General features: G+C 57.1%; 37 protein-coding genes. 35 read left to right on the top strand and 2 right to left on the bottom strand.

Features of this window, described 5'->3' with window-relative positions; genetic code table 11:
• Positions 1–87: 87 nt before the first annotated feature.
• From rpsJ to bfr, 30 genes are all read left to right on the top strand, one after another.
• Positions 88–399: a 30S ribosomal protein S10 gene (gene rpsJ, locus BFP96_RS03070; RefSeq protein WP_003186070.1), complete on the top strand. Its 312-nt coding sequence runs from the start codon at positions 88–90 to the stop codon at positions 397–399.
• 81 nt (positions 400–480) lie between these two features.
• Positions 481–1,116: a 50S ribosomal protein L3 gene (gene rplC / locus BFP96_RS03065; protein WP_003194649.1), complete on the top strand. Its 636-nt coding sequence runs from the start codon at positions 481–483 to the stop codon at positions 1,114–1,116.
• 12 nt (positions 1,117–1,128) lie between these two features.
• The gene (gene rplD, locus BFP96_RS03060; RefSeq protein ID WP_057014518.1) at positions 1,129–1,731 is read left to right on the top strand and encodes a 50S ribosomal protein L4; all 603 of its coding nucleotides are present in this window, start codon (positions 1,129–1,131) and stop codon (positions 1,729–1,731) included.
• Positions 1,728–2,027: a 50S ribosomal protein L23 gene (gene rplW, locus BFP96_RS03055; protein ID WP_002555488.1), complete on the top strand. Its 300-nt coding sequence runs from the start codon at positions 1,728–1,730 to the stop codon at positions 2,025–2,027. The genes rplD and rplW overlap by 4 nt, the downstream gene beginning before the upstream one ends.
• Positions 2,028–2,041: 14 nt before the next feature.
• Complete coding sequence (gene rplB / locus BFP96_RS03050) at positions 2,042–2,866, top strand: 50S ribosomal protein L2 (protein WP_003176423.1); 825 nt, start codon at positions 2,042–2,044, stop codon at positions 2,864–2,866.
• 16 nt (positions 2,867–2,882) lie between these two features.
• Positions 2,883–3,158 (top strand): 30S ribosomal protein S19, encoded by a 276-nt coding sequence (gene rpsS / locus BFP96_RS03045; RefSeq protein WP_002555486.1) that lies wholly within the window; start codon positions 2,883–2,885, stop codon positions 3,156–3,158.
• 11 nt (positions 3,159–3,169) lie between these two features.
• On the top strand, positions 3,170–3,502 hold the full coding sequence (gene rplV / locus BFP96_RS03040) for a 50S ribosomal protein L22 (protein ID WP_003103908.1): 333 nt from the start codon (positions 3,170–3,172) through the stop codon (positions 3,500–3,502).
• A 13-nt stretch (positions 3,503–3,515) separates the two neighbouring features.
• A complete protein-coding gene (gene rpsC, locus BFP96_RS03035) occupies positions 3,516–4,202 on the top strand; it encodes a 30S ribosomal protein S3 (protein WP_003176422.1) in 687 nt (228 codons plus the stop codon).
• Positions 4,203–4,214: 12 nt separating this feature from the next.
• Entirely contained in the window at positions 4,215–4,628 is a 414-nt protein-coding gene (rplP, locus tag BFP96_RS03030) for a 50S ribosomal protein L16 (RefSeq protein ID WP_003232424.1), read from the top strand.
• The gene (gene rpmC / locus BFP96_RS03025) at positions 4,628–4,819 is read left to right on the top strand and encodes a 50S ribosomal protein L29 (RefSeq protein WP_002555481.1); all 192 of its coding nucleotides are present in this window, start codon (positions 4,628–4,630) and stop codon (positions 4,817–4,819) included. The genes rplP and rpmC overlap by 1 nt, the downstream gene beginning before the upstream one ends.
• A gap of 2 nt (positions 4,820–4,821) precedes the next feature.
• On the top strand, positions 4,822–5,088 hold the full coding sequence (gene rpsQ / locus BFP96_RS03020) for a 30S ribosomal protein S17 (RefSeq protein ID WP_003176419.1): 267 nt from the start codon (positions 4,822–4,824) through the stop codon (positions 5,086–5,088).
• A 23-nt stretch (positions 5,089–5,111) separates the two neighbouring features.
• Positions 5,112–5,480, top strand: a complete 369-nt coding sequence (gene rplN / locus BFP96_RS03015; protein ID WP_002555479.1) for a 50S ribosomal protein L14 — start codon at positions 5,112–5,114, stop codon at positions 5,478–5,480.
• An 11-nt stretch (positions 5,481–5,491) separates the two neighbouring features.
• Positions 5,492–5,806 (top strand): 50S ribosomal protein L24, encoded by a 315-nt coding sequence (gene rplX / locus BFP96_RS03010; protein WP_003176416.1) that lies wholly within the window; start codon positions 5,492–5,494, stop codon positions 5,804–5,806.
• Between the two features lie 20 nt (positions 5,807–5,826).
• Positions 5,827–6,366 (top strand): 50S ribosomal protein L5, encoded by a 540-nt coding sequence (gene rplE, locus BFP96_RS03005; protein ID WP_003176415.1) that lies wholly within the window; start codon positions 5,827–5,829, stop codon positions 6,364–6,366.
• Positions 6,367–6,379: 13 nt separating this feature from the next.
• A complete protein-coding gene (rpsN, locus tag BFP96_RS03000; RefSeq protein ID WP_003176414.1) occupies positions 6,380–6,685 on the top strand; it encodes a 30S ribosomal protein S14 in 306 nt (101 codons plus the stop codon).
• Between the two features lie 209 nt (positions 6,686–6,894).
• Complete coding sequence (gene rpsH, locus BFP96_RS02995) at positions 6,895–7,287, top strand: 30S ribosomal protein S8 (protein ID WP_003176413.1); 393 nt, start codon at positions 6,895–6,897, stop codon at positions 7,285–7,287.
• 12 nt (positions 7,288–7,299) lie between these two features.
• Positions 7,300–7,833 carry a 50S ribosomal protein L6 gene (rplF, locus tag BFP96_RS02990; protein WP_003176412.1) on the top strand — a complete coding sequence of 178 codons (534 nt, stop codon included), beginning with the start codon at positions 7,300–7,302 and terminating at the stop codon, positions 7,831–7,833.
• Between the two features lie 10 nt (positions 7,834–7,843).
• Positions 7,844–8,194, top strand: a complete 351-nt coding sequence (gene rplR, locus BFP96_RS02985; protein ID WP_017135964.1) for a 50S ribosomal protein L18 — start codon at positions 7,844–7,846, stop codon at positions 8,192–8,194.
• 3 nt (positions 8,195–8,197) lie between these two features.
• Positions 8,198–8,698, top strand: coding sequence for a 30S ribosomal protein S5 (rpsE, locus tag BFP96_RS02980; RefSeq protein ID WP_003176409.1), 501 nt, complete (start codon positions 8,198–8,200; stop codon positions 8,696–8,698).
• A gap of 2 nt (positions 8,699–8,700) precedes the next feature.
• Positions 8,701–8,877 carry a 50S ribosomal protein L30 gene (gene rpmD, locus BFP96_RS02975; protein ID WP_003176408.1) on the top strand — a complete coding sequence of 59 codons (177 nt, stop codon included), beginning with the start codon at positions 8,701–8,703 and terminating at the stop codon, positions 8,875–8,877.
• Positions 8,878–8,880: 3 nt separating this feature from the next.
• Positions 8,881–9,318 (top strand): 50S ribosomal protein L15, encoded by a 438-nt coding sequence (gene rplO / locus BFP96_RS02970; RefSeq protein ID WP_003176407.1) that lies wholly within the window; start codon positions 8,881–8,883, stop codon positions 9,316–9,318.
• Positions 9,319–10,647: a preprotein translocase subunit SecY gene (gene secY, locus BFP96_RS02965; RefSeq protein ID WP_003194637.1), complete on the top strand. Its 1,329-nt coding sequence runs from the start codon at positions 9,319–9,321 to the stop codon at positions 10,645–10,647.
• Between the two features lie 28 nt (positions 10,648–10,675).
• The gene (gene rpmJ / locus BFP96_RS28720) at positions 10,676–10,792 is read left to right on the top strand and encodes a 50S ribosomal protein L36 (protein ID WP_002555468.1); all 117 of its coding nucleotides are present in this window, start codon (positions 10,676–10,678) and stop codon (positions 10,790–10,792) included.
• 129 nt (positions 10,793–10,921) lie between these two features.
• Positions 10,922–11,278 (top strand): 30S ribosomal protein S13, encoded by a 357-nt coding sequence (gene rpsM / locus BFP96_RS02960; RefSeq protein WP_003210063.1) that lies wholly within the window; start codon positions 10,922–10,924, stop codon positions 11,276–11,278.
• A gap of 30 nt (positions 11,279–11,308) precedes the next feature.
• Positions 11,309–11,698 carry a 30S ribosomal protein S11 gene (gene rpsK, locus BFP96_RS02955; protein ID WP_002555466.1) on the top strand — a complete coding sequence of 130 codons (390 nt, stop codon included), beginning with the start codon at positions 11,309–11,311 and terminating at the stop codon, positions 11,696–11,698.
• 18 nt (positions 11,699–11,716) lie between these two features.
• Positions 11,717–12,337, top strand: a complete 621-nt coding sequence (rpsD, locus tag BFP96_RS02950; RefSeq protein WP_003210056.1) for a 30S ribosomal protein S4 — start codon at positions 11,717–11,719, stop codon at positions 12,335–12,337.
• 22 nt (positions 12,338–12,359) lie between these two features.
• Entirely contained in the window at positions 12,360–13,361 is a 1,002-nt protein-coding gene (gene rpoA / locus BFP96_RS02945) for a DNA-directed RNA polymerase subunit alpha (RefSeq protein ID WP_003176403.1), read from the top strand.
• Positions 13,362–13,402: 41 nt separating this feature from the next.
• A complete protein-coding gene (rplQ, locus tag BFP96_RS02940) occupies positions 13,403–13,789 on the top strand; it encodes a 50S ribosomal protein L17 (protein ID WP_007918448.1) in 387 nt (128 codons plus the stop codon).
• A 235-nt stretch (positions 13,790–14,024) separates the two neighbouring features.
• Complete coding sequence (locus BFP96_RS02935; protein ID WP_065935554.1) at positions 14,025–15,473, top strand: catalase; 1,449 nt, start codon at positions 14,025–14,027, stop codon at positions 15,471–15,473.
• A 155-nt stretch (positions 15,474–15,628) separates the two neighbouring features.
• Positions 15,629–16,093, top strand: coding sequence for a bacterioferritin (bfr, locus tag BFP96_RS02930; protein WP_003176400.1), 465 nt, complete (start codon positions 15,629–15,631; stop codon positions 16,091–16,093).
• Positions 16,094–16,158: 65 nt separating this feature from the next.
• On the opposite strand, the gene uvrA is transcribed toward bfr, so the two are convergent.
• Entirely contained in the window at positions 16,159–18,993 is a 2,835-nt protein-coding gene (gene uvrA, locus BFP96_RS02925) for an excinuclease ABC subunit UvrA (protein ID WP_065888412.1), read from the bottom strand.
• 178 nt (positions 18,994–19,171) lie between these two features.
• On the opposite strand from uvrA, the gene BFP96_RS02920 reads away from it, so the two are divergent.
• From BFP96_RS02920 to tam, 3 genes are all read left to right on the top strand, one after another.
• A complete protein-coding gene (locus BFP96_RS02920; RefSeq protein ID WP_065935553.1) occupies positions 19,172–20,566 on the top strand; it encodes an MFS transporter in 1,395 nt (464 codons plus the stop codon).
• A gap of 9 nt (positions 20,567–20,575) precedes the next feature.
• Positions 20,576–21,091: a single-stranded DNA-binding protein gene (locus tag BFP96_RS02915; RefSeq protein WP_003232445.1), complete on the top strand. Its 516-nt coding sequence runs from the start codon at positions 20,576–20,578 to the stop codon at positions 21,089–21,091.
• A gap of 93 nt (positions 21,092–21,184) precedes the next feature.
• Positions 21,185–21,946, top strand: coding sequence for a trans-aconitate 2-methyltransferase (tam, locus tag BFP96_RS02910; protein WP_065935552.1), 762 nt, complete (start codon positions 21,185–21,187; stop codon positions 21,944–21,946).
• Positions 21,947–21,962: 16 nt separating this feature from the next.
• Here tam and BFP96_RS02905 read toward each other — a convergent pair whose 3' ends face one another.
• Positions 21,963–22,526 (bottom strand): cysteine hydrolase family protein, encoded by a 564-nt coding sequence (locus BFP96_RS02905; protein WP_065891607.1) that lies wholly within the window; start codon positions 22,524–22,526, stop codon positions 21,963–21,965.
• A 249-nt stretch (positions 22,527–22,775) separates the two neighbouring features.
• Here BFP96_RS02905 and BFP96_RS02900 point away from each other — a divergent pair, with 249 nt between their 5' ends.
• A complete protein-coding gene (locus BFP96_RS02900) occupies positions 22,776–23,885 on the top strand; it encodes a DUF3182 family protein (RefSeq protein WP_065935551.1) in 1,110 nt (369 codons plus the stop codon).
• A complete protein-coding gene (locus BFP96_RS02895; protein WP_065935550.1) occupies positions 23,875–24,630 on the top strand; it encodes an alpha/beta hydrolase family protein in 756 nt (251 codons plus the stop codon). Before BFP96_RS02900 ends, BFP96_RS02895 begins: the two co-directional genes overlap by 11 nt.
• Position 24,631 lies beyond the last annotated feature (1 nt).

Below are 24,631 nucleotides of genomic sequence, written 5' to 3'. Positions count from 1 at the left end.
CACCTATCAGGGCCGTCTATAGAATTGCGCCTCCTTTTAACGGGCGTATTGCGCTCGCTGGGAATAGCAGCCGGAGTCTGAAATCCAATGCAAAATCAGCAAATCCGTATCAGGTTGAAGGCTTTTGACCATCGCCTGATCGACCAATCCACCCAGGAAATCGTGGAAACCGCGAAACGTACTGGTGCTCAAGTGCGTGGTCCAATTCCACTGCCTACCCGTAAAGAGCGGTTCACCGTTCTGGTCTCCCCGCACGTCAACAAAGACGCGCGTGACCAGTACGAGATCCGCACTCATAAGCGCGTACTGGACATCGTCCAGCCAACGGATAAAACCGTTGATGCACTTATGAAGCTTGATCTGGCGGCCGGTGTGGAAGTACAGATCAGCCTCGGCTAAGACTTGGGTCTTAGTCGTGTAACGCTCTGAAATGGGCGGCCATAGCGGGTGAAAGCCCCGTACACTCATGAGGTTTACAACATGACTATTGGTGTAGTCGGTCGTAAATGCGGTATGACCCGTATTTTCACCGAAGAAGGTGTCTCCATTCCGGTCACGGTCATTGAGATCGAACCGAATCGCGTCACCCAGTTCAAAACTGAAGAAACCGATGGCTATCGTGCAGTGCAAGTCACTGTCGGCGAGCGTCGTGCTTCGCGCGTGACTGCTGCTCAAGCAGGTCACTTCGCTAAAGCAAACGTTGCAGCTGGTCGCACCGTCATGGAGTTCCGTCTTGAAGACGGCGACTACCAGGCTGGCGATCTGATCAACGCTGAAATCTTCGCCGCTGGTCAACTGGTTGATGTAACCGGTCAGTCCAAGGGTAAAGGCTTCCAGGGTACGATCAAGCGTTGGAATTTCCGTGGTCAAGACAACACTCACGGTAACTCCGTTTCCCACCGCGTCCCGGGCTCTATTGGCCAGTGCCAGACTCCTGGTCGTGTATTCAAGGGCAAAAAAATGTCCGGTCATATGGGCGCTGAGCGCGTGACCGTGCAGTCCCTCGAAGTAGTGCGCGTCGACGCTGAACGCAATCTGTTGTTGGTCAAGGGTGCTGTTCCTGGCGCTACTGGCGGCAACCTGGTTGTACGTCCAGCGGCCAAGGCTCGCGGTTAAGGGGAAGCTGACATGCAATTAAATGTAAATGACGCTCAAGCGATCGAAGTTTCCGAACTGACATTTGGCGGCGAATTCAACGAGACGCTCGTTCACCAAGCAGTCGTGGCCTACATGGCCGGCGGCCGTCAAGGTAGCAAGCAGCAAAAGACCCGTTCCGACGTACGTGGTGGCGGTAAGCGCCCTTGGCGTCAGAAAGGCACTGGCCGTGCTCGTGCCGGTACTATCCGTAGCCCAATCTGGCGTGGCGGCGGTACCACTTTCGCAGCTCGTCCACAGGATCACTCGCAGAAGCTCAACAAGAAGATGTACCGCGCAGCACTGCGCTCCATCCTTGCTGAACTCGTGCGTACCGATCGTCTGGTCGTGGTTCAGGACTTCGCTGTTGAAAGTCCAAAAACCAAAGAACTGCTGGGCAAACTGACCAACATGAGCCTGACCGACGTTTTGATCGTGTCCGAAGCTGTTGATCAGAACCTGTACCTGGCTGCTCGCAACCTGCCACACGTTGATGTACGTGACGTGCAAGGTTCCGATCCAGTTAGTCTGATCGCATACGACAAGGTGTTGATCACCGTGTCGGCCGTGAAGAAATTCGAGGAGCTGCTGGGATGAACCAGGAACGCGTATTTAAAGTTCTGCTTGGCCCGCACGTTTCCGAAAAGGCTACGGTTCTGGCTGACAAGAAAGGCCAGTTCGTTTTCAAGGTTGCAACTGACGCAACCAAGCTGGAAATCAAGAAGGCCGTCGAAAGCCTGTTCAGCGTGAAAGTAGAGCGTGTTACTACCCTGAATGTTCTGGGTAAGAGCAAGCGCACTGCTCGCGGTCTGGGCAAGCGTAATGACTGGAAGAAGGCGGTTATCTCCCTTCAGCCAGGCCAAGATCTCGATTTCAGCAGCAGTGCTGAGTAAGGAAGGGGTGCATCATGGCAATCGTTAAATGCAAACCGACTTCCCCTGGCCGCCGTTTTGTGGTCAAGGTGGTCAACCAGGAGCTGCATAAAGGCGCTCCTCACGCACCGCTGCTCGAGAAAAAATCGAAGACTGGTGGTCGTAACAACAATGGTCGCATTACCACTCGTCACATCGGTGGTGGCCATAAGCAGCATTATCGTCTGGTCGATTTCCGTCGCAACGACAAAGATGGCATCTCCGCCACTGTCGAGCGTATTGAATACGATCCAAACCGTACTGCTCACATCGCTCTGCTGCTGTACGCAGATGGCGAGCGTCGCTACATCATCGCCCCTAAAGGCGTGAGTGCTGGCGACCAGCTGATCGCAGGTGCCTTGGCACCGATCAAGCCGGGCAACGCTCTGCAACTGCGCAACATTCCAGTTGGTAGCACCGTACACGGCATCGAATTGAAGCCAGGTAAAGGCGCGCAAATCGCTCGTTCCGCTGGTGCTTCGGCTCAGCTGATCGCCCGTGAAGGTGTCTACGTGACCCTGCGTCTGCGTTCTGGTGAGATGCGTAAAGTGCTGGCTGAATGCCGTGCGACCCTGGGCGAAGTCTCGAACTCCGAGCACAGCCTGCGTTCGCTGGGTAAAGCTGGTGCCAAACGCTGGCGTGGCGTTCGCCCAACCGTTCGTGGTGTTGCCATGAACCCGGTTGACCACCCACACGGTGGTGGTGAAGGTCGTACCTCTGGTGGTCGTCATCCGGTATCGCCATGGGGCTTCCCGACTAAGGGCGCGAAGACTCGTGGTAATAAGCGTACCGACAAAATGATCGTCCGTCGTCGCAAGTAAATAGAGGGATACGACAGTGCCACGTTCTCTGAAAAAAGGTCCTTTTATTGATCTTCACCTACTGAAGAAGATCGAAGTGGCGGCGGAAAAGAACGATCGCAAACCAGTTAAAACCTGGTCGCGTCGTTCGATGATCCTGCCACAAATGGTCGGTTTGACCATCGCAGTACACAACGGTCGTCAACACGTCCCAGTTCTCGTTAACGAAGACATGGTCGGCCACAAACTGGGCGAGTTTGCCGGTACCCGCACTTATCGTGGGCACGTGGCAGACAAGAAAGCCAAGCGTTAAGGGGTTAGGAAATGGAAGTAGCCGCTAAGTTGTCGGGCGCTCGAATCTCCGCCCAGAAAGCCCGCTTGGTCGCCGACCAGATCCGCGGGAAGAAGGTGGGCGAAGCGCTCAACCTGTTGGCTTTCAGCAGTAAGAAAGCCGCCGAGATCATGAAGAAAGTGCTGGAGTCGGCCGTAGCCAACGCCGAGCATAACGAAGGCGCAGACGTTGATGACCTTAAAGTCAGCACCGTTTTCGTCAACGAAGGGCGTTCGCTGAAGCGAATCATGCCACGTGCCAAAGGCCGTGCTGATCGCATCGTCAAGCGGTCTTGCCATATCACTGTCAAGGTTGCTGACAAGTAACGGAGTCGAAGAGATGGGTCAGAAAGTACATCCCATTGGCATTCGCCTGGGAATCGTCAAGGAACACACCTCCGTCTGGTACGCAGACGGCCGGACTTATGCGGACTATTTGTTCGCTGATCTGAAGGTGCGTGAGTATCTCCAAGACAAACTAAAAAGCGCGTCCGTAAGCCGTATCGATATCCATCGCCCGGCGCAAACCGCACGTATCACCATCCACACCGCTCGTCCAGGTATCGTTATCGGGAAGAAAGGTGAAGATGTTGAGAAACTGCGTCAGGACCTGACCAAGCAAATGGGTGTGCCTGTGCACATCAATATCGAAGAGATCCGCAAGCCGGAGCTCGACGGTATGCTGGTTGCGCAGAGCGTAGCTCAGCAGCTGGAGCGTCGTGTAATGTTCCGTCGCGCTATGAAGCGCGCTGTACAGAACGCTATGCGCATTGGTGCCAAAGGCATCAAAATCCAAGTGAGCGGTCGTCTCGGCGGTGCTGAAATCGCACGTACTGAATGGTATCGCGAAGGTCGTGTGCCACTGCACACCCTGCGTGCCGACATCGACTATGCCAACTACGAAGCTCACACCACTTACGGTGTGATCGGTGTAAAGGTTTGGATCTTCAAAGGCGAAGTAATTGGTGGTCGCCAAGAAGAACTGAAACCACAAGCACCAGCGCCTCGTAAAAAAGCTGCTAAGTAAGGGGTACGCCAAATGTTGCAACCTAAGCGTACGAAGTTCCGCAAGCAGATGACAGGCCACAACCGTGGTCTGGCTCAGCGCGGTAGCAAAGTCAGCTTCGGCGAGTTCGCGCTGAAGTCTGTAGCTCGTGGTCGTCTCACCGCTCGTCAGATCGAGTCAGCGCGTCGTGCTCTGACCCGTCACGTAAAACGTGGCGGCAAGATCTGGATCCGTGTATTCCCGGACAAGCCGATCTCCAAAAAACCTCTCGAGGTTCGTATGGGTAAAGGTAAGGGTAACGTGGAATACTGGGTAGCCCAGATTCAGCCAGGCAAAGTCCTGTATGAAATCGAGGGTGTAACTGAAGAGCTGGCGCGTGAGGCTTTTGCCCTGGCTGCTGCAAAGCTGCCGCTCGCCACCGCCTTTGTTAAACGGACGGTGATGTGATGAAAGCGAATGAACTTCGTGAAAAATCCGCACAGCAGCTGAACGAGCAACTGCTCGGCCTGCTGCGCGACCAGTTCAATCTGCGTATGCAGAAAGCAACTGGCCAGTTGGGGCAGTCTCATCTGCTCTCGCAAGTTAAGCGTGACATCGCTCGCGTGAAGACTGTGCTCAACCAGCAGGCAGGTAAGTGATCATGGCTGAAGCCGAAAAGACTGTCCGTACGCTGACTGGCCGTGTTGTCAGCGACAAGATGGACAAAACCATCACCGTTTTGATCGAGCGTCGCGTTAAGCACCCGATCTACGGTAAATATGTTAAGCGTTCGACTAAGCTGCACGCGCACGACGAAACCAATCAGTGCCACATCGGCGACAAAGTCACTATTCGTGAAACTCGTCCGCTGGCCAAGACCAAGTCTTGGGCACTGGTTGATGTTCTCGAACGCGCTGTGGAAGTCTAAGGACTAGGGGTCGGAGAAATTATATGATTCAGACTCAATCCATGCTCGATGTGGCCGATAACAGCGGCGCTCGCCGCGTTATGTGCATCAAGGTGCTGGGTGGCTCCCATCGTCGTTACGCTGGTATCGGTGACATCATCAAGGTTACCGTCAAGGAAGCAATTCCTCGCGGTAAAGTGAAAAAAGGCCAAGTGATGACTGCTGTTGTAGTCCGCACTCGTCACGGCGTACGCCGTGCTGATGGCTCCATTATCCGCTTTGATGGCAACGCTGCTGTTCTTCTGAACAACAAGCAAGAGCCTATCGGCACCCGTATCTTTGGGCCAGTGACCCGTGAACTTCGTACTGAGAAGTTCATGAAGATCGTCTCGCTCGCCCCAGAAGTGCTGTAAGGAGATCCGACATGCAAAAGATTCGTCGTGACGACGAGATCATCGTGATCGCCGGCAAAGACAAAGGTAAGCGCGGTAAGGTGCTTAAGGTTCTCGCTAATAACCGTCTGGTTATCGGTGGTCTGAACCTGGTCAAGCGTCATACCAAGCCTAACCCGATGTCGGGCGTGCAAGGCGGTATCGTCGAAAAAGAAGCTCCATTGGACGCTTCTAACGTCGCCATTTTCAACGGCGAAACCAACAAGGCTGACCGCGTTGGTTTCAAAGTAGAAGATGGCAAGAAAATTCGTGTCTTCAAGTCGACCCAAAAAGCGGTTGATGCTTGAACACTGCTAGGTAGAAGACCATGGCACGACTAAAAGAGATTTACTGGAAAGAAATCGCACCGAAACTTAAGGAAGAACTTAAGCTTTCGAACGTGATGGAAGTTCCACGCGTTACCAAAATCACCCTGAACATGGGTTTGGGCGAAGCGGTCGGTGACAAAAAAGTCATCGAGCACGCTGTTGCTGACCTGGAAAAGATCACCGGTCAAAAAGTCGTTGTGACTTACGCTCGGAAATCCATCGCAGGCTTTAAAGTCCGCGAAGGCTGGCCGATCGGCGTCAAAGTGACTCTGCGCCGTGAGCGTATGTACGAATTCCTGGATCGTCTGCTGTCGATCTCCCTGCCTCGGGTCCGCGACTTCCGCGGCCTGAATGCCAAGTCCTTCGATGGTCGTGGTAACTACAGCATGGGCGTGAAAGAGCAGATCATTTTCCCGGAAATCGACTACGACAAGATCGATGCTCTCCGCGGTCTGGACATCACCCTGACCACCACTGCCAAGAACGATGATGAAGGTCGCGCCCTGTTGCGTGCTTTCAAATTCCCGTTCCGCAACTGATTGGAGTAGGACCATGGCCAAGATGAGCATGAAAAACCGCGAGCTGAAACGTCAGCTCACGGTTGCCAAGTACGCCAAGAAGCGTGCAGCACTGAAAGCAATCATCGTTGATCTGAACGCAAGTCCAGAAGCGCGTTGGGAAGCTACAGTTGCTCTGCAGAAGCAGCCACGTGACGCAAGCGCTTCGCGCATGCGTAACCGCTGCCGCCTGACCGGTCGTCCACACGGCGTTTACCGCAAGTTTGGCCTCGGCCGTAACAAACTGCGTGAAGCGGCAATGCGTGGTGACGTACCAGGTCTGGTTAAAGCCAGCTGGTAAGTACTTTCAACGTCAAGGTGGTCGGTTTCGCAAGATACTGACCGCCGGTGGCCTTGAATCTGGAACAAGCCCCTTTTGGGGCTTGTTTCATTTCCGGACTGTGTCTAAAATACGCGGCTCGCCTGAGCCCGTGTTTTTTACGCTCGGAAGATTCTCGGCGACATATGTAGCCGCAAGGCTAATTTTTTTGTATTAGGAGCGTCTAGCCCATGAGTATGCAGGACCCGTTAGCGGACATGCTAACTCGTATCCGTAATGCCCAGATGGCTGAAAAGTCCGTCGTAAGCATGCCATCTTCCAAGTTGAAGGTAGCTGTTGCCAAAGTCCTGAAAGACGAAGGCTACATTGCGGGTTATCAGATCAGCAGCGAAATCAAGCCACTGCTGTCCATCGAGCTGAAGTACTTCGAAGGCCGTTCGGTCATCGAGGAAGTGAAGCGCGTTAGCCGTCCAGGCCTGCGTCAGTACAAGTCCGCTGAAGATCTGCCGAAAGTTCGTGGCGGTCTGGGCGTGTCTATCGTCTCCACCAACAAAGGTGTGATGACGGATCGTGCTGCGCGCGCTGCCGGTGTCGGCGGCGAAGTTCTTTGCACTGTGTTCTAAGGGGGGATAAGCATGTCTCGCGTCGCTAAGAACCCCGTTAAGCTGCCAGCCGGTGTCGAAGTCAAATTCGCAGGCCAACAGCTTTCGGTGAAGGGTGCCAAGGGCACTCTTGAACTGAACATCCATTCGTCCGTTGAGATCGTTGAAGAAGCTGGTGAGCTGCGTTTCGCTGCTCGCAATGGCGATCAACAAACTCGCGCAATGGCCGGTACCACGCGTGCGTTGGTAAACAATATGGTCCAAGGCGTAAGCCAAGGCTTCGAGCGTAAGCTCCAGCTGGTCGGTGTTGGTTACAAAGCGCAAGCAAAAGGCACGGTTTTGAACCTGGCCCTTGGCTTCTCGCACCCAGTGGATTACGAACTGCCGGAAGGCATCACCGCTGAGACCCCTAGCCAAACCGATATCCTGATCAAGGGCATCGATAAGCAGCTGGTAGGTCAGGTGGCCGCTGAGATCCGCGACTTCCGTCCACCAGAGCCGTACAAAGGCAAAGGTGTGCGCTACGCGGACGAAGTCGTCCGTCGTAAAGAAGCCAAGAAGAAGTAGGGCATAGCAAATGACCGACAAAAAAGTTACTCGACTGCGTCGCGCTCGCAAAGCACGCCTGAAAATGCACGAACTCGAAGTCGTGCGTCTCTGCGTGTATCGCTCGTCGCAGCACATCTACGCCCAGGTCATCTCGGCCGACGGCAACAAAGTCCTGGCAAGCGCCTCGACTTTGGATAAAGAACTGCGTGATGGTGCCACCGGCAACATCGACGCGGCCACAAAGGTTGGCCAGCTGGTCGCTACACGTGCTAAGGCCGTGGGCGTCTCGCAAGTGGCTTTCGACCGCTCTGGCTTCAAGTACCACGGCCGCGTTAAAGCGCTGGCTGATGCTGCTCGTGAAGCTGGGCTGGAGTTCTAAGTTATGTCAAATAACGACCAAAAGCGCGACGAAGGCTACATTGAGAAGCTGGTTCAAGTTAACCGCGTAGCCAAAACCGTTAAAGGCGGCCGTATCTTCACTTTCACCGCGTTGACCGTGGTGGGTGATGGTAAAGGGCGTGTTGGCTTCGGCCGTGGCAAGTCACGTGAAGTGCCTGCTGCGATCCAGAAGGCAATGGAAGCTGCTCGTCGCAACATGATCCAGGTTGATCTGAACGGCACTACCCTGCAGTACGCAATGAAGTCTGCCCATGGCGCTTCGAAGGTGTACATGCAGCCTGCTTCTGAAGGTACCGGTATCATCGCTGGCGGCGCTATGCGTGCTGTCCTCGAGGTTGCTGGCGTTCAGAACGTTCTGGCCAAGTGCTACGGCTCGACTAACCCGGTAAACGTGGTTCACGCCACTTTCAAGGGTTTGAAAGCTATGCAATCTCCTGAGTCCATCGCTGCCAAGCGTGGCCTGACTGTGAAGGAGATCTTCTGATCATGGCTACCGTTAAAGTAACGCTGATCAAAAGCATGACCGGCCGCATTCCTAACCACAAACTGTGCGTTAAGGGTTTGGGTCTGCGTCGCATCGGTCACACTGTAGAAGTCCAGGATACTCCCGAGAATCGCGGGATGATCAACAAGGCTTACTACATGCTGCGTGTAGAGGGTTAATCGATGAAACTCAATGATCTGAGTCCAGCGCCGGGTTCCCGTCGCGAAAAGCATCGTCCGGGCCGTGGTATCGGTAGCGGTTTGGGTAAGACTGGTGGCCGTGGCCACAAAGGTCAGACCTCCCGCTCCGGTGGCACCATCGCTCCAGGCTTTGAAGGCGGTCAACAGCCGCTGCATCGTCGCCTGCCTAAGTTCGGTTTCGTATCCCTGAAAGCCATGGACCGCGCAGAAGTGCGTCTGTCCGAGCTGGCTAAAGTGGAAGGCGACATCGTTACTGTGCAGACCCTGAAAGATGCCAACGTGATCAACGTCAACGTACAGCGTGTGAAAATCATGCTGTCCGGTGAAGTGACTCGCGCTGTCACTATCGGCAAGGGAATCGGCGCCACCAAAGGTGCGCGTTCGGCTATCGAAGCAGCTGGCGGCAAGTTCGAGGAATAAATGGCTAAGCAAGGTGCTCTCTCAGCGCTCGGCAAAGGCGGTATGTCTGAACTTTGGGCTCGTCTGCGTTTTCTGTTCCTGGCGATTATCGTCTACCGAATAGGCGCACACATCCCGGTTCCAGGTATCAACCCGGACCGACTCGCAGACCTGTTTCGACAGAATGAGGGGACCATTCTTAGCTTGTTCAACATGTTTTCCGGCGGCGCGCTGGAACGGATGAGCATCTTTGCACTGGGGATCATGCCGTACATTTCGGCATCGATCATCATGCAACTGATGACCGCCGTCAGCCCGCAGCTGGAGCAGTTGAAGAAGGAAGGTGAAGCTGGCCGTCGCAAGATTAGCCAGTACACCCGCTACGGCACTGTCGTCCTCGCTCTGGTTCAAGCTATCGGCATGTCCGTTGGCCTGGCAGGGCAGGGCGTTGCGTTCACTGGTGACTTTGGCTTCCATTTCGTCGCGGTATCCACGTTTGTGGCTGGTGCGATGTTCATGATGTGGCTGGGTGAGCAGATTACTGAGCGTGGTGTTGGTAACGGTATCTCGATGTTGATTTTCGCAGGTATCGTCGCCGGTCTTCCGAGAGCAATTGGGCAGTCTTTCGAGTCTGCGCGTCAGGGGGATATCAATATCTTCGCCCTGGTTGCTATCGGTTTGCTGGCAGTAGCGATTATCGGTTTTGTGGTGTTCATTGAGCGTGGTCAGCGTCGTATTGCTGTTCACTACGCCAAGCGTCAGCAGGGCCGTAAGGTGTTTGCTGCGCAGACCAGCCACTTGCCGCTGAAGGTGAATATGGCCGGCGTTATTCCGGCAATTTTCGCGAGCAGCATCTTGCTGTTTCCGGCTTCGTTGGGTACCTGGTTTGGTCAGTCTGAAAATATGGGCTGGCTGCAGGACCTCTCTCAGTCGATCGCTCCTGGTCAGCCGTTGAATATTCTGCTGTTTAGTGCAGGGATTATTTTCTTCTGCTTCTTCTATACGGCGTTGATGTTCAATCCGAAAGACGTAGCGGAAAACCTGAAGAAGTCCGGTGCCTTTATTCCGGGTATTCGTCCGGGTGAGCAGTCTGCGCGCTACATTGATGGCGTTCTGACTCGTTTGACCCTGTTCGGTGCTCTATATATGACGGCCGTCTGTTTGCTTCCCCAGTTCCTGGTGGTTGCGGCAAACGTTCCGTTCTACCTTGGCGGGACCTCGTTGCTGATCGTGGTCGTGGTTGTGATGGACTTCATGTCCCAAGTACAATCGCACCTCGTTTCGCACCAGTACGAATCCCTGATGAAGAAAGCCAACCTGAAGGGCTACGGCAGCGGCATGTTGCGCTGAGTACCCCATAAGGTTCGAGGAGTTGGTGATGAAAGTTCGTGCATCGGTGAAAAAGCTGTGCCGTAACTGCAAGATTATTCGCCGCGAAGGTGTTGTTCGAGTAATTTGCAGCGCGGAACCGCGTCACAAACAGCGCCAAGGCTGAGTGTGATCCGCTTGAAGCCCGGCAGCTAGTGCGCTGCCGGGTTGATTATTTGTTATTACAGCGATATTATCTCGCGCCCTATTTCTTGGCTTCCGGGGCGTAGGTAGCTGTCAATTGGAGTCCCACTGAATGGCCCGTATTGCAGGCGTTAACATTCCAGATAACAAGCACACTGTTATCTCGCTGACCTACATCTATGGTGTTGGTCGCACTACTGCGCAGAAAATTTGCGCAGACACTGGGGTAAACCCAGCCGCAAAGATCAAGGATCTGAGCGACGAGCAGATTGAGCTGTTGCGTGGCGAAGTGGCGAAGTTCACCACTGAAGGTGACCTGCGTCGCGAAATCAACATGAAAATCAAGCGTTTGATGGACCTCGGTTGCTACCGTGGTCTGCGTCATCGTCGTGGTCTTCCAGTGCGCGGTCAGCGTACCAAGACTAACGCGCGTACCCGTAAAGGTCCGCGTAAGCCGATCCGCAAGTAATCGCCCACGCGAATCGACAGGAAAATTATCATGGCAAAACCTGCTGCTCGTCCTCGTAAAAAAGTTAAAAAGACAGTGGTTGATGGCATCGCCCACATCCATGCTTCTTTTAACAACACAATCGTGACCATCACCGACCGTCAAGGTAACGCGCTTTCTTGGGCTACCTCCGGTGGTTCGGGTTTCCGCGGTTCCCGCAAGTCCACCCCGTTTGCTGCTCAAGTAGCTGCTGAACGTGCTGGCCAAGCTGCGCTGGAATACGGCCTGAAAAACCTCGACGTTAACGTCAAAGGTCCAGGTCCAGGTCGTGAGTCTGCTGTCCGTGCTTTGAACGGCTGTGGCTATAAGATCGCCAGCATCACCGACGTGACGCCAATCCCGCACAACGGGTGCCGTCCGCCGAAGAAGCGCCGCGTGTAATCCAGGAGATTGTAAAGAATGGCTCGTTACATTGGTCCAAAATGCAAACTCGCTCGTCGTGAAGGCACCGATCTCTTCTTGAAGAGCGGCGTGCGCGCGATCGAATCGAAGTGCAACATTGAAGCAGCACCTGGTATCCACGGCCAACGCCGCGGTCGCCAGTCCGATTACGGCACCCAACTGCGTGAAAAGCAGAAGGTCCGTCGTATCTACGGCGTTCTCGAGCGTCAGTTCAGCGGCTACTACAAAGAAGCTGCTGGCAAGAAAGGTGCAACCGGTGAAAACCTGCTGCAACTGCTCGAATGCCGTCTGGACAACGTTGTATACCGTATGGGCTTTGGTTCGACTCGCGCCGAATCCCGTCAGCTGGTATCGCACAAATCCGTCAGCGTAAACGGCCAAACCGTTAACGTACCGTCTTACCAGGTTCGTGCTGGTGATGTGGTCGCGATTCGCGAGAAAGCAAAAAACCAACTTCGCATTGTCCAAGCTCTCGATCTGTGTGCCCAACGTGGCCGCGTAGAATGGGTAGAAGTAGACACTGAGAAGAAGTCGGGCGTTTTCAAGAACGTTCCTGCTCGCAGTGATCTGTCCGCCGACATCAACGAAAGCCTGATTGTCGAGCTCTACTCCAAGTAAGGGCTAGAAAATAGGTGCATCCATGCAGATTTCGGTAAATGAGTTCCTGACACCCCGCCACATTGATGTGCAGGTTGTCAGTCCAACCCGCGCTAAAATTACTCTCGAGCCTCTCGAGCGTGGTTTTGGCCACACCCTGGGCAACGCGCTGCGCCGCATCCTGTTGTCCTCAATGCCCGGCTGTGCAGTAGTCGAGGCCGAGATTGACGGTGTGCTCCACGAGTACAGCGCCATCGAAGGTGTACAGGAAGACGTAATTGAAATCCTGTTGAACCTTAAAGGTCTGGCTATCAAGCTGCACGGCCGTGACGAAGTTACGCTGACCTTGTCGAAGAAGGGTTCGGGGGTGGTTACCGCTGCCGATATTCAGCTGGATCATGATGTCGAGATCGTTAATCCCGATCACGTAATCGCTAACCTGGCGTCTAACGGCGCCCTGAACATGAAGCTCACCGTAGCTCGTGGTCGTGGTTATGAACCGGCCGACTCGCGTCAGAGCGATGAAGACGAAAGCCGCAGCATTGGTCGCTTGCAGCTTGACTCTTCGTTCAGCCCGGTTCGCCGTATCGCATACGTGGTGGAAAACGCCCGTGTCGAGCAGCGTACTAACCTGGACAAGCTGGTTATTGATCTGGAAACCAACGGTACTCTGGATCCTGAAGAGGCTATCCGCCGCGCTGCAACCATTCTGCAACAGCAGTTGGCTGCGTTCGTCGACCTCAAGGGTGACAGCGAACCAGTGGTAATCGAGCAGGAAGACGAGATCGATCCGATCCTGCTTCGCCCGGTTGACGATCTGGAACTGACTGTACGTTCGGCTAACTGCCTTAAGGCGGAAAACATCTACTACATCGGCGACCTGATTCAGCGTACCGAAGTAGAGCTGTTGAAGACTCCGAACCTTGGCAAGAAATCCTTGACTGAAATCAAGGACGTTCTGGCCTCCCGCGGTCTGTCCCTCGGCATGCGCCTCGACAACTGGCCGCCTGCAAGTCTTAAGAAGGACGACAAGGCGACTGCCTGATCGTCGTAATCACCGAACGTGAGTTTGGTAAGGAATGAACCATGCGTCATCGTAAAAGTGGTCGTCACCTGAGCCGTACCAGCTCGCACCGCAAGGCCATGTTCCAAAACATGGCGGTGTCGCTGTTCGAGCACGAGCTGATCAAAACTACACTGCCGAAAGCTAAAGAACTGCGTCGCGTTGCTGAGCCGCTGATCACTTTGGCCAAGACAGACAGCCTGGCTAACCGCCGTTTGGCTTTCGACCGTACTCGTTCGAAAGCTATCGTTGGTAAGCTCTTCAACGACCTGGGCAAGCGTTATGCTACCCGTGAGGGTGGCTACCTGCGCATCCTCAAGTGCGGCTTCCGCACTGGCGACAACGCGCCTATGGCGTACGTCGAGTTGGTTGATCGTGCTACTGCCGGCGAAGCTGTAAGCGCCGAGTAACACGACAGTCTGCAACGAAGAACCGGGCCTGGCGCCCGGTTTTTTGTGCGCGTAATAAAAGCGCATTAGGTCCAGGTTTCCCGGGGACGCTGGGCGAGATGGACGTTGGCTCGGTTGGTAGTAATTTTCTATTGAAGCCTACAATTTAATAAATTTGTAGGTGTCATGTTGTTGATTGATACTCCCTCCAAGCCGATTAGCCGGCAGTTCCAAGCCAGACCTGAGGAAATTGCGCATGAGCCAGAATAAAGTCCTTACCACCGCCAGCGGTGCACCCGTTGCGGATAATCAGAATTCCCGTTCTGCCGGCCCCCGTGGCCCGCTGCTGCTCGACGACTTCCACCTGATCGAGAAGCTCGCTCACTTCAACCGTGAAAATATTCCGGAGCGCCGTGTACACGCCAAAGGTTCGGGCGCCTACGGTACGTTCACCGTCACCCGAGACATCACTCAATACACCAGCGCCAAGCTGTTCGAGTCAGTGGGTAAGCAAACCCCAACGTTCCTGCGGTTCTCCACTGTAGGTGGTGAGCGCGGTTCGGCTGACACTGAGCGCGACCCACGCGGCTTCGCCTTGAAGTTCTATACCGAGGAAGGCAACTGGGACATCGTTGGCAACAATACGCCTGTGTTCTTCATCCGTGACCCGCTGAAATTCCCGGATTTCATCCACACCCAAAAGCGTCTGCCGCAGAGCAACCTGAAAAGCGCACAGATGATGTGGGACTTCTGGTCGCACTCCCCAGAGGCGCTGCACCAGGTCACCATCCTGTTCTCGGACCGTGGCATCCCTGATGGCTACCGCCACATGCACGGCTTCGGCAGTCACACCTACAGCCTGATCAACGCCAACGGCGAGCGTCACTGGGTGAAATGGCACTACAAGACCAAGCAAGGCATCAAGAACCTGGCGCCGGCTGAAGCTGCGCGCCTGGCGGGTACCGATCCTGACTATGCCCAGCGCGATCTGTTTGGCGCCATTGAACGTGGTGATTTCCCAAAATGGCGCGTTTGCATCCAGATCATGACCGAGGCTCAAGCGAACGCTCACTACGAAAACCCGTTTGACGTCACCAAGACCTGGTCGCAAAAAGAATTCCCACTGATCGAGGTGGGCGAGCTGGAACTCAACCGCAACCCGCAGAACTACTTCGCCGAAGTGGAACAGGCCGCGTTCGGCCCAAGCAATATGGTCCCAGGCGTTGGCCTGTCGCCGGACCGTATGCTGCAAGGTCGCGTCTTTGCCTACGCAGATGCTCACCGGTACCGTGTTGGCACCAATCACCAGCAACTGCCGGTGAATGCTCCACGTAACCCGGTCAACAGCTACCAGCGTGACGGTTCGATGGCCTTTGGCAGTAATGGTGGGGCTGCGCCTAACTACGAGCCAAACAGCTACGGCGATGCGCCAAAGCAGGCGCCACAGTACGCGGAGCCTGCACTGGCCTTGAGCGGCGCAGCTGATCGTTACGATCACCGCGAAGACACTGATTACTACAGCCACGCCGGTGCACTGTTCCGCTTGATGAATGACGAGCAGAAAGCGCTGCTGACCAGCAACATCGCCGGTGCGATGGGCGGTGTTTCCAGTGATGTGGTCCAGCGTCAGTTGCAGCATTTTTACAAAGCGGATCCCGCTTATGGAGAAGCAATCGCAAATGCACTGGGTGTATCGCTTAACTGACTCTAAACGATAAGCAGAACCGCCCTCATTTGGGCGGTTTTTGCGTTATTTCAGCTACTTTTCTCCGGAAATCTTCGCTTTTCTGCCGTTGATCCCGTGACCTTCAGGTCAGCATGGTTCAAACTACAGACTTTCAAGCAGGGAGATGTAGGGCGATGCAAGGTCACCCCGACGTAATCGATTACCTCAACACGTTGCTGACGGGCGAACTGGCAGCTCGTGACCAATATTTCATCCATTCGCGTATGTACGAAGACTGGGGCTTTACCGAGCTCTATGAACGTATTAACCATGAGATGGAAGAAGAGGCGCAGCACGCTGACGCACTGATGCGTCGTATCCTCATGCTCGAAGGCACGCCGCGCATGCGTCCCGACGACCTGGATGTGGGCACCACAGTGCCGGATATGCTCGCTGCCGACCTTCGTCTCGAATACAAGGTCCGTGCCGCGCTCTGCAAGGGCATTGAGCTGTGCGAGCAGCACAACGACTATGTCACTCGCGAGATCCTGCGCGTGCAGTTGAATGACACCGAAGAAGATCATACCTACTGGCTGGAAAAGCAGTTGGGTCTGATCAAGCTGATTGGCCTGGAAAACTACCTGCAATCGCAGTTCTGATTCCGGCTACGAAAAAGCCCCTGCCACCGATGAGGTGACAGGGGCTTTTTATCGGGCCCGGTAAATCAGGCCCGGTCGCGCTCCAGCAACGGCTTCAGATAGTAGCCAGTATGGGATTGCGACATCTCGGCAACTTGCTCCGGTGTACCCACAGCAATGATCTGCCCGCCCTTGGAACCGCCTTCCGGCCCCAGGTCCACCAGCCAGTCCGCGGTCTTGATCACATCCAGGTTGTGTTCAATCACCACCACCGTATTACCGTGATCGCGCAAGCGATGCAGCACGTCCAGCAGTTGCTGAATATCGGCAAAGTGCAGGCCAGTGGTTGGCTCATCAAGGATATACAAGGTTTTGCCTGTATCCCGTTTGGACAACTCACGCGACAACTTCACCCGCTGGGCTTCACCACCCGACAGCGTGGTCGCCGACTGCCCCAGCTTGATATAAGACAGGCCGACATCCATCAATGTCTGCAGCTTGCGCGCCAACGCCGGAACCGCGTCGAAGAACACCCGAGCTTCCTCGATGGTCATCTCCAGGGTTTCGTGAATGTTCTTGCCCTTGTATTTGATTTCCAAGGTTTCACGGTTATAGCGCTTGCTCTTGCACACATCGCACGGCACATAGATATCCGGCAGGAAGTGCATCTCGACCTTGATCAAGCCATCGCCCTGGCAGGCTTCACAGCGACCGCCCTTGACGTTGAACGAGAACCGGCCCGGCCCGTAGCCGCGAGAGCGGGATTCCGGAACACCGGCGAACAACTCGCGAATCGGCGTGAACAGCCCGGTGTAAGTCGCCGGGTTGGACCGCGGCGTACGGCCAATCGGGCTCTGGTCGATGTCGACCACCTTGTCCAGATGCTCCAGGCCCTTGATGCTGTCGTGGGCCGCCGCTTCCAGGGTGGTAGCGCCGTTCAGGGCGGTGGCACTGAGTGGGAACAACGTGTTGTTGATCAGCGTCGACTTGCCCGAGCCGGAAACCCCGGTCACACAGGTCAGCAGGCCCAGGGGGATTTCCAGATCCACATTGCGCAAGTTGTTGCCACGAGCACCCTTGAGGTGCAACGCCATCTTCTTGTTGCGCGGCGTGCGCTTGGCCGGCACCGCAATTTTCACGCGGCCCGACAGGTACTTGCCGGTCAGTGAATCCGGATGCGCCATGACTTCGGCAGGCGTGCCCTCGGCGACAATATGTCCGCCATGCACACCCGCGCCAGGGCCGATATCGACCACGTAATCCGCCAGGCGAATCGCGTCCTCGTCGTGCTCGACCACAATCACCGTGTTGCCGATATCCCGCAGGTGTTTCAACGTACCCAGCAAGCGATCGTTGTCGCGTTGATGCAAGCCGATCGACGGCTCATCGAGGATGTACAACACGCCCACCAGTCCCGCGCCGATCTGGCTGGCCAGGCGAATCCGCTGGGCCTCGCCGCCCGACAGGGTATCGGCACTGCGGTCCAGCGACAGATAGTCCAGGCCAACGTTGACCAGGAACTGCAGGCGCTCGCGGATTTCCTTGAGGATCTTGTCGGCAATCTCCCCACGGCGGCCGGTCAGCTTGAGCACACCAAAGTACTCACAGGCATCGCCGATTGGCAAGTTGGTCACCGCCGGCAACGTCTTCTCGCCAACCCACACATGCCGCGCTTCGCGGCGCAGGCGAGTGCCACGGCAATCAGGGCAAGGTTGGGTGCTGAGGAATTTCGCCAGCTCTTCGCGCACGCTGGCCGATTCGGTCTCGCGGTAACGGCGCTCAAGGTTCGGCACGATGCCTTCGAACGGGTGGGAGCGCTTGACGATGTCACCACGGTCGTTCAGATACTTGAAGTCGACGTTCTGCGAGCCGCTGCCATTGAGGATGACCTTCTGCTGGTCCGCCGGCAGTTGGTTGAACGGCACTTCGAGGCTGAACTTGTAGTGCGACGCCAACGACCCCAGCATCTGGAAGTAGTAGACGTTGCGCCTGTCCCAGCCACGAATCGCCCCCTCCGCCAACGTCAGGTCGCCGTTGACCAGGCGCTTGATGTCGAAGAACTGCTTGACGCCCAGGCCGTCACAGGTCGGGCAGGCGCCGGCCGGGTTGTTGAAGGAAAACAGCTTGGGTTCCAGTTCGCTGATGGCATGGCCGCAGATCGGGCAGGCAAAGCGCGCGGAGAAGATGATCTCTTCGCCCGGCTCGTCGTCCATGGGCGCGACCAGGGCAATACCGTCGGCCAGCTTCAACGCGGTCTCGAAGGATTCCGCCAGGCGCTGCTGCAGGTCGGCACGCACCTTGAAACGGTCGACCACCACGTCGATGGAGTGCTTCTTCTGCTTGTCGAGCTTGGGCGCTTCATCCAGCTCATAAAGCTTGCCGTTGATGCGGGCGCGCACGAAACCTTGCGCCCGCAGCTCTTCAAAGACCGAGAGATGCTCGCCCTTGCGCTCGCGGATGACGGGCGCCAGCAGCATCAGCTTGGCGCCCTCCGGCTGGGCCAGCACCAGGTCAACCATCTGGCTGACGGTCTGGGCTTCCAGCGGAATATCGTGGTCCGGGCAGCGTGGAATACCCACGCGTGCATACAGCAGACGCAGGTAATCGTAGATTTCGGTAATGGTGCCCACGGTGGAGCGCGGGTTATGGGACGTCGATTTCTGCTCGATGGAAATGGCCGGCGACAAACCTTCGATGGTGTCGACGTCGGGCTTTTCCATCATGGACAGGAACTGGCGGGCATAGGCCGACAGCGATTCCACATAGCGGCGCTGGCCTTCGGCATACAGCGTGTCGAACGCCAGGGACGATTTGCCCGAACCGGACAGGCCGGTGATGACGATCAGTTTGTCCCGGGGCAGGGTCAGGTCGATGTTCTTCAGGTTGTGGGTTCTAGCCCCACGAATCAGGATCTTGTCCAAGATGGCCTCGCACGGCGGGCGTAAATAATGCCGGAGTATACGGCTAAAGACTGGATGAATATACACTGTCAAAAGGCCGCTTGCAGCCTTACATGAAAGCTGCGCGGCAAAGCGCCGCATATACCCTCTCAATCGATGGGACTGGTAGAATCGCCGCCGGTTCACACGAGGTTTTTCCATGCACGATCCCCACAGCGAACGCATGAGTAGCGGCGAGACCCGAGCGGCAAGCGGTCTGGCCCTGGTGTTCGCCTTCCGTATGCTGGGCATGTTTATGGTGTTGCCGGTGCTGGCGACCTATGGAATGGATCTCGCAGGCGCGACCCCCGCATTGATCGGCCTGGCGATTGGCGCCTATGGCCTGACCCAGGCCATCTTCCAGATACCGTTCGGTATCATTTCCGACCGTATAGGCCGTCGCCCGGTGATTTACCTGGGGCTGATCGTGTTCGCCCTCGGCAGTGTGCTCGCGGCGCAGTCCGATTCGATCTGGGGCGTGATCGCCGGACGTATCCTGCAAGGCGCCGGGGCGATTTCGGCTGCGGTGATGGCGTTGCTGTCGGACCTGACCCGCGAACAGCATCGCACCAAGGCCATGGCCATGATCGGCATGACCATCGGTTTGTCATTTGCCGTGGCGATGGTGGTCGGCCCGCTGCTGACTCGCGCTTTCGGCCTGCACGGGTTGTTCCTGGCCACCGGCGGCATGGCGTTGATCGGTATCGTGATCGTGGCCTTCATGGTGCCGCGCTCGACCGGCACGCTGCAGCACCGTGAGTCCGGCGTCGCGCGCAAGGCGCTGTTGCCGACGCTCAAGCACCCGGACCTGCTGCGCCTGGATTTAGGTATCTTCGTGTTGCACGCAATGCTGATGTGCAGCTTCGTCGCCTTGCCCCTGGCGCTGGTGCAGAAAGCCGGTTTGCCCAAGGAGCAGCACTGGTGGGTCTACCTGACCGCCCTGTTGGTTTCGTTCTTCGCCATGATCCCGTTCATCATCTACGGCGAGAAGAAACGCAAAATGAAACGAGTTCTGCTCGGCGCCGTCGCGACATTGATGCTCACTGAACTATTCTTCTGGCAGTTCGGCGACAGCCTGCGGGCGCTGGTGATCGGCACGGTGGTGTTCTTCACCGCGTTCAACTTGCTGGAAGCGTCATTGCCGTCGCTGATCAGCAAGGTTTCACCGGCCGGCGGCAAGGGCACGGCGATGGGCGTGTATTCCACCAGCCAGTTCCTCGGTTCGGCGCTGGGCGGGATCATGGGCGGCTGGATGTTCCAGCATGGCGGTTTGTCGGTTGTGTTCCTCGGATGCGCCGGGCTGGCTGCACTTTGGCTGGTCTTTGCTGTTACCATGCGCGAACCTCCGTATGTCACGAGCCTACGCCTGCCGTTATCGCCTGAAGCGATGCGCGAAGCCGGCTTGGCCGAGCGCCTGAAGGCCGTCGTTGGAGTAACGGACGCAGTAGTGGTCGCAGAAGAAACTGCGATTTACATCAAATTGGACACCGAATTATTGGATCGCGCGACGCTCGAGCACCTGGTCAACCCAGTGCCGACAGCGCGCCCAGCCTAGGAGAACGTTATGGCCCGTGGGGTTAACAAAGTCATATTGGTCGGTACATGCGGCCAGGATCCCGAAGTTCGCTACCTGCCTAACGGTAACGCCGTGACGAACCTGAGTCTGGCGACCAGCGAACAGTGGACCGACAAGCAGACAGGCCAGAAGGTCGAGAAAACCGAATGGCACCGCGTGTCGATGTTCGGCAAAGTGGCCGAGATCGCCGGTGAGTACCTGCGCAAAGGTTCGCAGGTCTACATCGAAGGCAAACTGCAAACCCGCGAGTGGGAAAAAGACGGCATCAAGCGTTACACCACTGAAATCGTGGTCGACATGCAAGGCACCATGCAATTGCTGGGCGGCCGTCCACAGGGCGACCAACAGGGCCAGGGCGGCATGTCCAACTCGGCACCGCGTCCACAGCAATCGCGTCCGCAGCCAAGCCAGCAGCCTCAGCGCGAGTCGCGCCCGGCGCCACAACAGGCCGCTCCGCAGCCGGCTCCGGATTTCGACAGCTTTGATGACGATATCCCGTTCTGAGGCCTAAACCTCCAGACACAACAAAACCCCCGATAGCCCTGGCGTCGGGGGTTTTTTATGGGCGATGCTTAATCACCAAGAGAGGAGAACCCGATGACCTGGTCCGCCAAGCAGTACACGATGTTCGAGCAGCAGCGCACGCGCCCCGTCCGCGACCTGGTGGCCGCGATTCCCAATACCGATGTGGGCACGGCCGTTGATCTGGGCTGTGGTCCCGGCAATTCCACCCAGGTGTTGGCCGAACGCTTTCCACACGCCCACATTACCGGCATGGACAGCTCCGATGACATGCTGCGCGACGCGCGCAAGCGCCTGCCGGCCTTGAGCTTCGAACTGGCGGATATCGGCGCCTGGCGTCCGGCGCAGCCCTTCGACGTGATTCTCGCCAATGCGTCTCTGCAATGGCTGCCTGACCACGCCTCGCTCTATCCGCACCTGGTCAACCAACTGACCCCCGGCGGCACGCTGGCGGTGCAGACGCCGGACAACCTCGACGAGCCTGCCCACCGGCTCGCCCGTGAGGTCGCAGCGCAGGGGCCATGGGCCGCGAAGATCGGCGCGGTCAAGCATAACGAGCGGCATTCGGCGAGCTATTACTTCGAACTGCTGAACCGGCATTGCAGCACCGTCGATGTCTGGCGTACCACCTACCACCATCCGTTGGCAGACCACGGGGCAGTGGTGGAGTGGTTCAAGGGTTCAGCGCTGCGGCCTTTCCTGACGCCACTGAACGATGACGAAAAAGCCGCTTTCCTGCAGGCGTACCAAGCTCGGATTACCCAGGCTTATCCAGCCCTGGCGGATGGCACGGTACTGCTGCCATTCCCACGCCTGTTTATCATCGCCACGCGCTGAACGCGCCAAGCGGCGGTCAAGCCACCGCCGCTTGGGCTTTCAAATAGTCTTGCGTCGACACCACACTCGCATAGCCGAAGGCCAGCGCGGCCATGTAGGCGCCATGCACCTGCGCGGCGGGAATCACCTGCCCATTGAAATTCTGGTCACAGGTAGCGCAGGCGTCATGAATGACCGTGACCTTGTAGCCCAAGTCTGCCGCCGCCCGCACTACAGCGTCGATGCACATATGGCTCATGCTGCCGACCACCACCACGTCGGTAATGCTGCGCCGTTCCAGCAACTCGCGCAGGTTGGTCTGGCGAAAGGCATTCACAAAGTGCTTGAGCACCACCGGCTCGTTACCCTGGTTCAGCACGTTGGCATGCAACTGCGCGCCTTCGGAGCCCGGCGTGAAGAACGGCGCGTCATCGTCCGCGAACTCGTGACGCACGTGGATCACCGCATCGCCGGTCTGACGAAAGGCCTTCAGCACCTGCGCGGCGTTGTCCGCAGCGGCCTCCACACCGTCAAGCGGCCACTTGCCCTGGGGGAAGTAGTCGTTCTGGATATCGATCAGGATGAGTGCTTGCTTGGCCATGTGGGTTGCCTCGTGATGGGTTGATAGGTCCAGTATCTTAGCTGGCGCCGCCGTCGGATATCGGCTGCCGTACACGTGAATCGTGCAGAACGCCGCGTGCCCGAGGCCGCATCGTGCAGAATGGCGCGGGCTAACTGATATTGCGTGCCCGCCAACTGATTGATTTTCAAGCGCTCCTGCTCAACGCGAGCTTGGCCTGATCCCTGCTACGCTTCTTTTACACACATGGCCGGATGCCAAGGGGGATGCATGACCCCGATTTCACGTAAAAAGCTGGCGCTCTCTCATTCAACGCGCAGCGGCGCACCCCAGCATGAAGTGGAGACCAATCGCGCCCTGGCGCGCTGGCTCGCGCAGATACTGGGGCTAAAATTCGGCGGCAGCTACGACCCGCTCAAGCACGCCGGCCACGATCTGTACCTGCTTCCCACACAAACGCTGGTGGGGGCCGCCCAGGCACAAGCGCTCAATATCAAGGGCCCGCAAGACCTGTGGGGCGGTTATGTCGATCATGCGTTCATCTGTACCAAAGCCATCACTCATGGCCTGCTGAGCCCGCAAGCCCAGGCGCCCGAGGGCTGGTCGCCGCTGTTTTGTGAGCGCGTGCGCGACGTAGTCCTTGATGGCTTGAGTGTCTTCGCGCTGGAAGATGCACGGCCAGCCGCGACCCATTTGCTCTACAGCGGGCCGATTCGCTTGAAGCCCGTAAACGCCTGCGCGGGACGCGGGCAAGAGGTGATCCGCAGCCTCGACGAATTCGATGCCCTGCTGGCGCGTCCCGAAGCCGCCGCAATGTTTAATGATGGGGTGGTGCTGGAACAAGACCTGCAGGACGTAGTCACTCACAGTGTGGGCCAAAGCTTTATCGGCGATCACGTCATCAGTTACTGCGGCGAGCAATACCTGACCCGGGACGGGCAGGGCGAAGAGGTCTACGGCGGCTCCAAACTGCTGGTGGTGCCCGGCGGTTACGACGACTTGCTCGCTCTGGCTCTGCCGGACGATGTACGCGAAGCCGTCAGGCAAGCGCAGGTCTTCGACAAGGCTGCCGATGAAGCCTACCCCGGCTTCTATGCCTCGCGGCGCAACTACGACATCGCCCAGGGGCTGGACAGCGACGGCCAACGCCGCAGTGGCGTGCTCGAACAGTCCTGGCGCATGGGCGGGGCCAGCAGCGCGGAAGTCGCGGCGCTGCAAAGCTTCGTCAACCACCCCGGCTTGCGCGCGATCCGAGTGGCCTCGGTGGAAACCTATGTGGACCGGACGTTACCGGCAGACGCCATCGAGGTGTACCGCGGCCCGGCTGAAAACAGCGACTTTCTCCTCAAATATGTGACGGTTAACGCTTATGACGGCTAGAAGCGAGAGCATCGCAATCGACATTGACGACGAACAGATGAGCGGGACCTTCCTCAGCCCCAAATCCAAAGTGCCGGGCGTGTTGTTCGTGCACGGCTGGGGCGGCAGCCAGGAGCGCGACCTGGAGCGCGCCAAAGGCATCGCGGGGCTCGGTTGCGTGTGTTTGACTTTCGACCTGCGCGGCCATGCAGGCACGGGTATCCCGCTTTCGCGCGTAACCCGTGAAGACAACCTGCGCGACCTGTTGGCCGCCTACGACCGCCTGCTGTCTCACCCGGCCATCGATACCTCGGCGGTGGCGGTCGTGGGCACCAGCTATGGGGGCTACCTGGCGGCGATCCTCACCTCATTGCGCCCGGTGCGCTGGCTGGCGTTGCGGGTGCCTGCGCTGTACCGCGATCAGGAATGGCTCAAGCCCAAGCGTGACCTGGATAAAGCCGACCTGATGGATTACCGCAGTACGCTGGTGCAGGCCGAAACCAACCGGGCCCTGCATGCCTGCGCAAAATTCAGCGGTGATGTGCTGATCGTCGAATCGGAGACCGACGACCACGTGCCCCACGCCACCATCATGAGTTATCGCGCGGCCTGCCAGCACACCCATTCCCTGACCCACCGCATCATCGATGGCGCCGACCATTCGTTGAGCGACCCGGTGTCGCAACAGGCCTACACCTCGATCCTGGTGGACTGGATCACCGAGATGGTGGTGGGTGAACGTTTGAGCATCATCCAGTCTCGCTAAC

It is taken from the genome of Pseudomonas sp. 34 E 7, assembly GCF_900005715.1.
GTDB lineage: Bacteria > Pseudomonadota > Gammaproteobacteria > Pseudomonadales > Pseudomonadaceae > Aquipseudomonas > Aquipseudomonas orientalis_A.
Note: the sequence above shows the minus strand (reverse complement) of the source record. Positions and strands in the feature narration are given on the sequence as shown.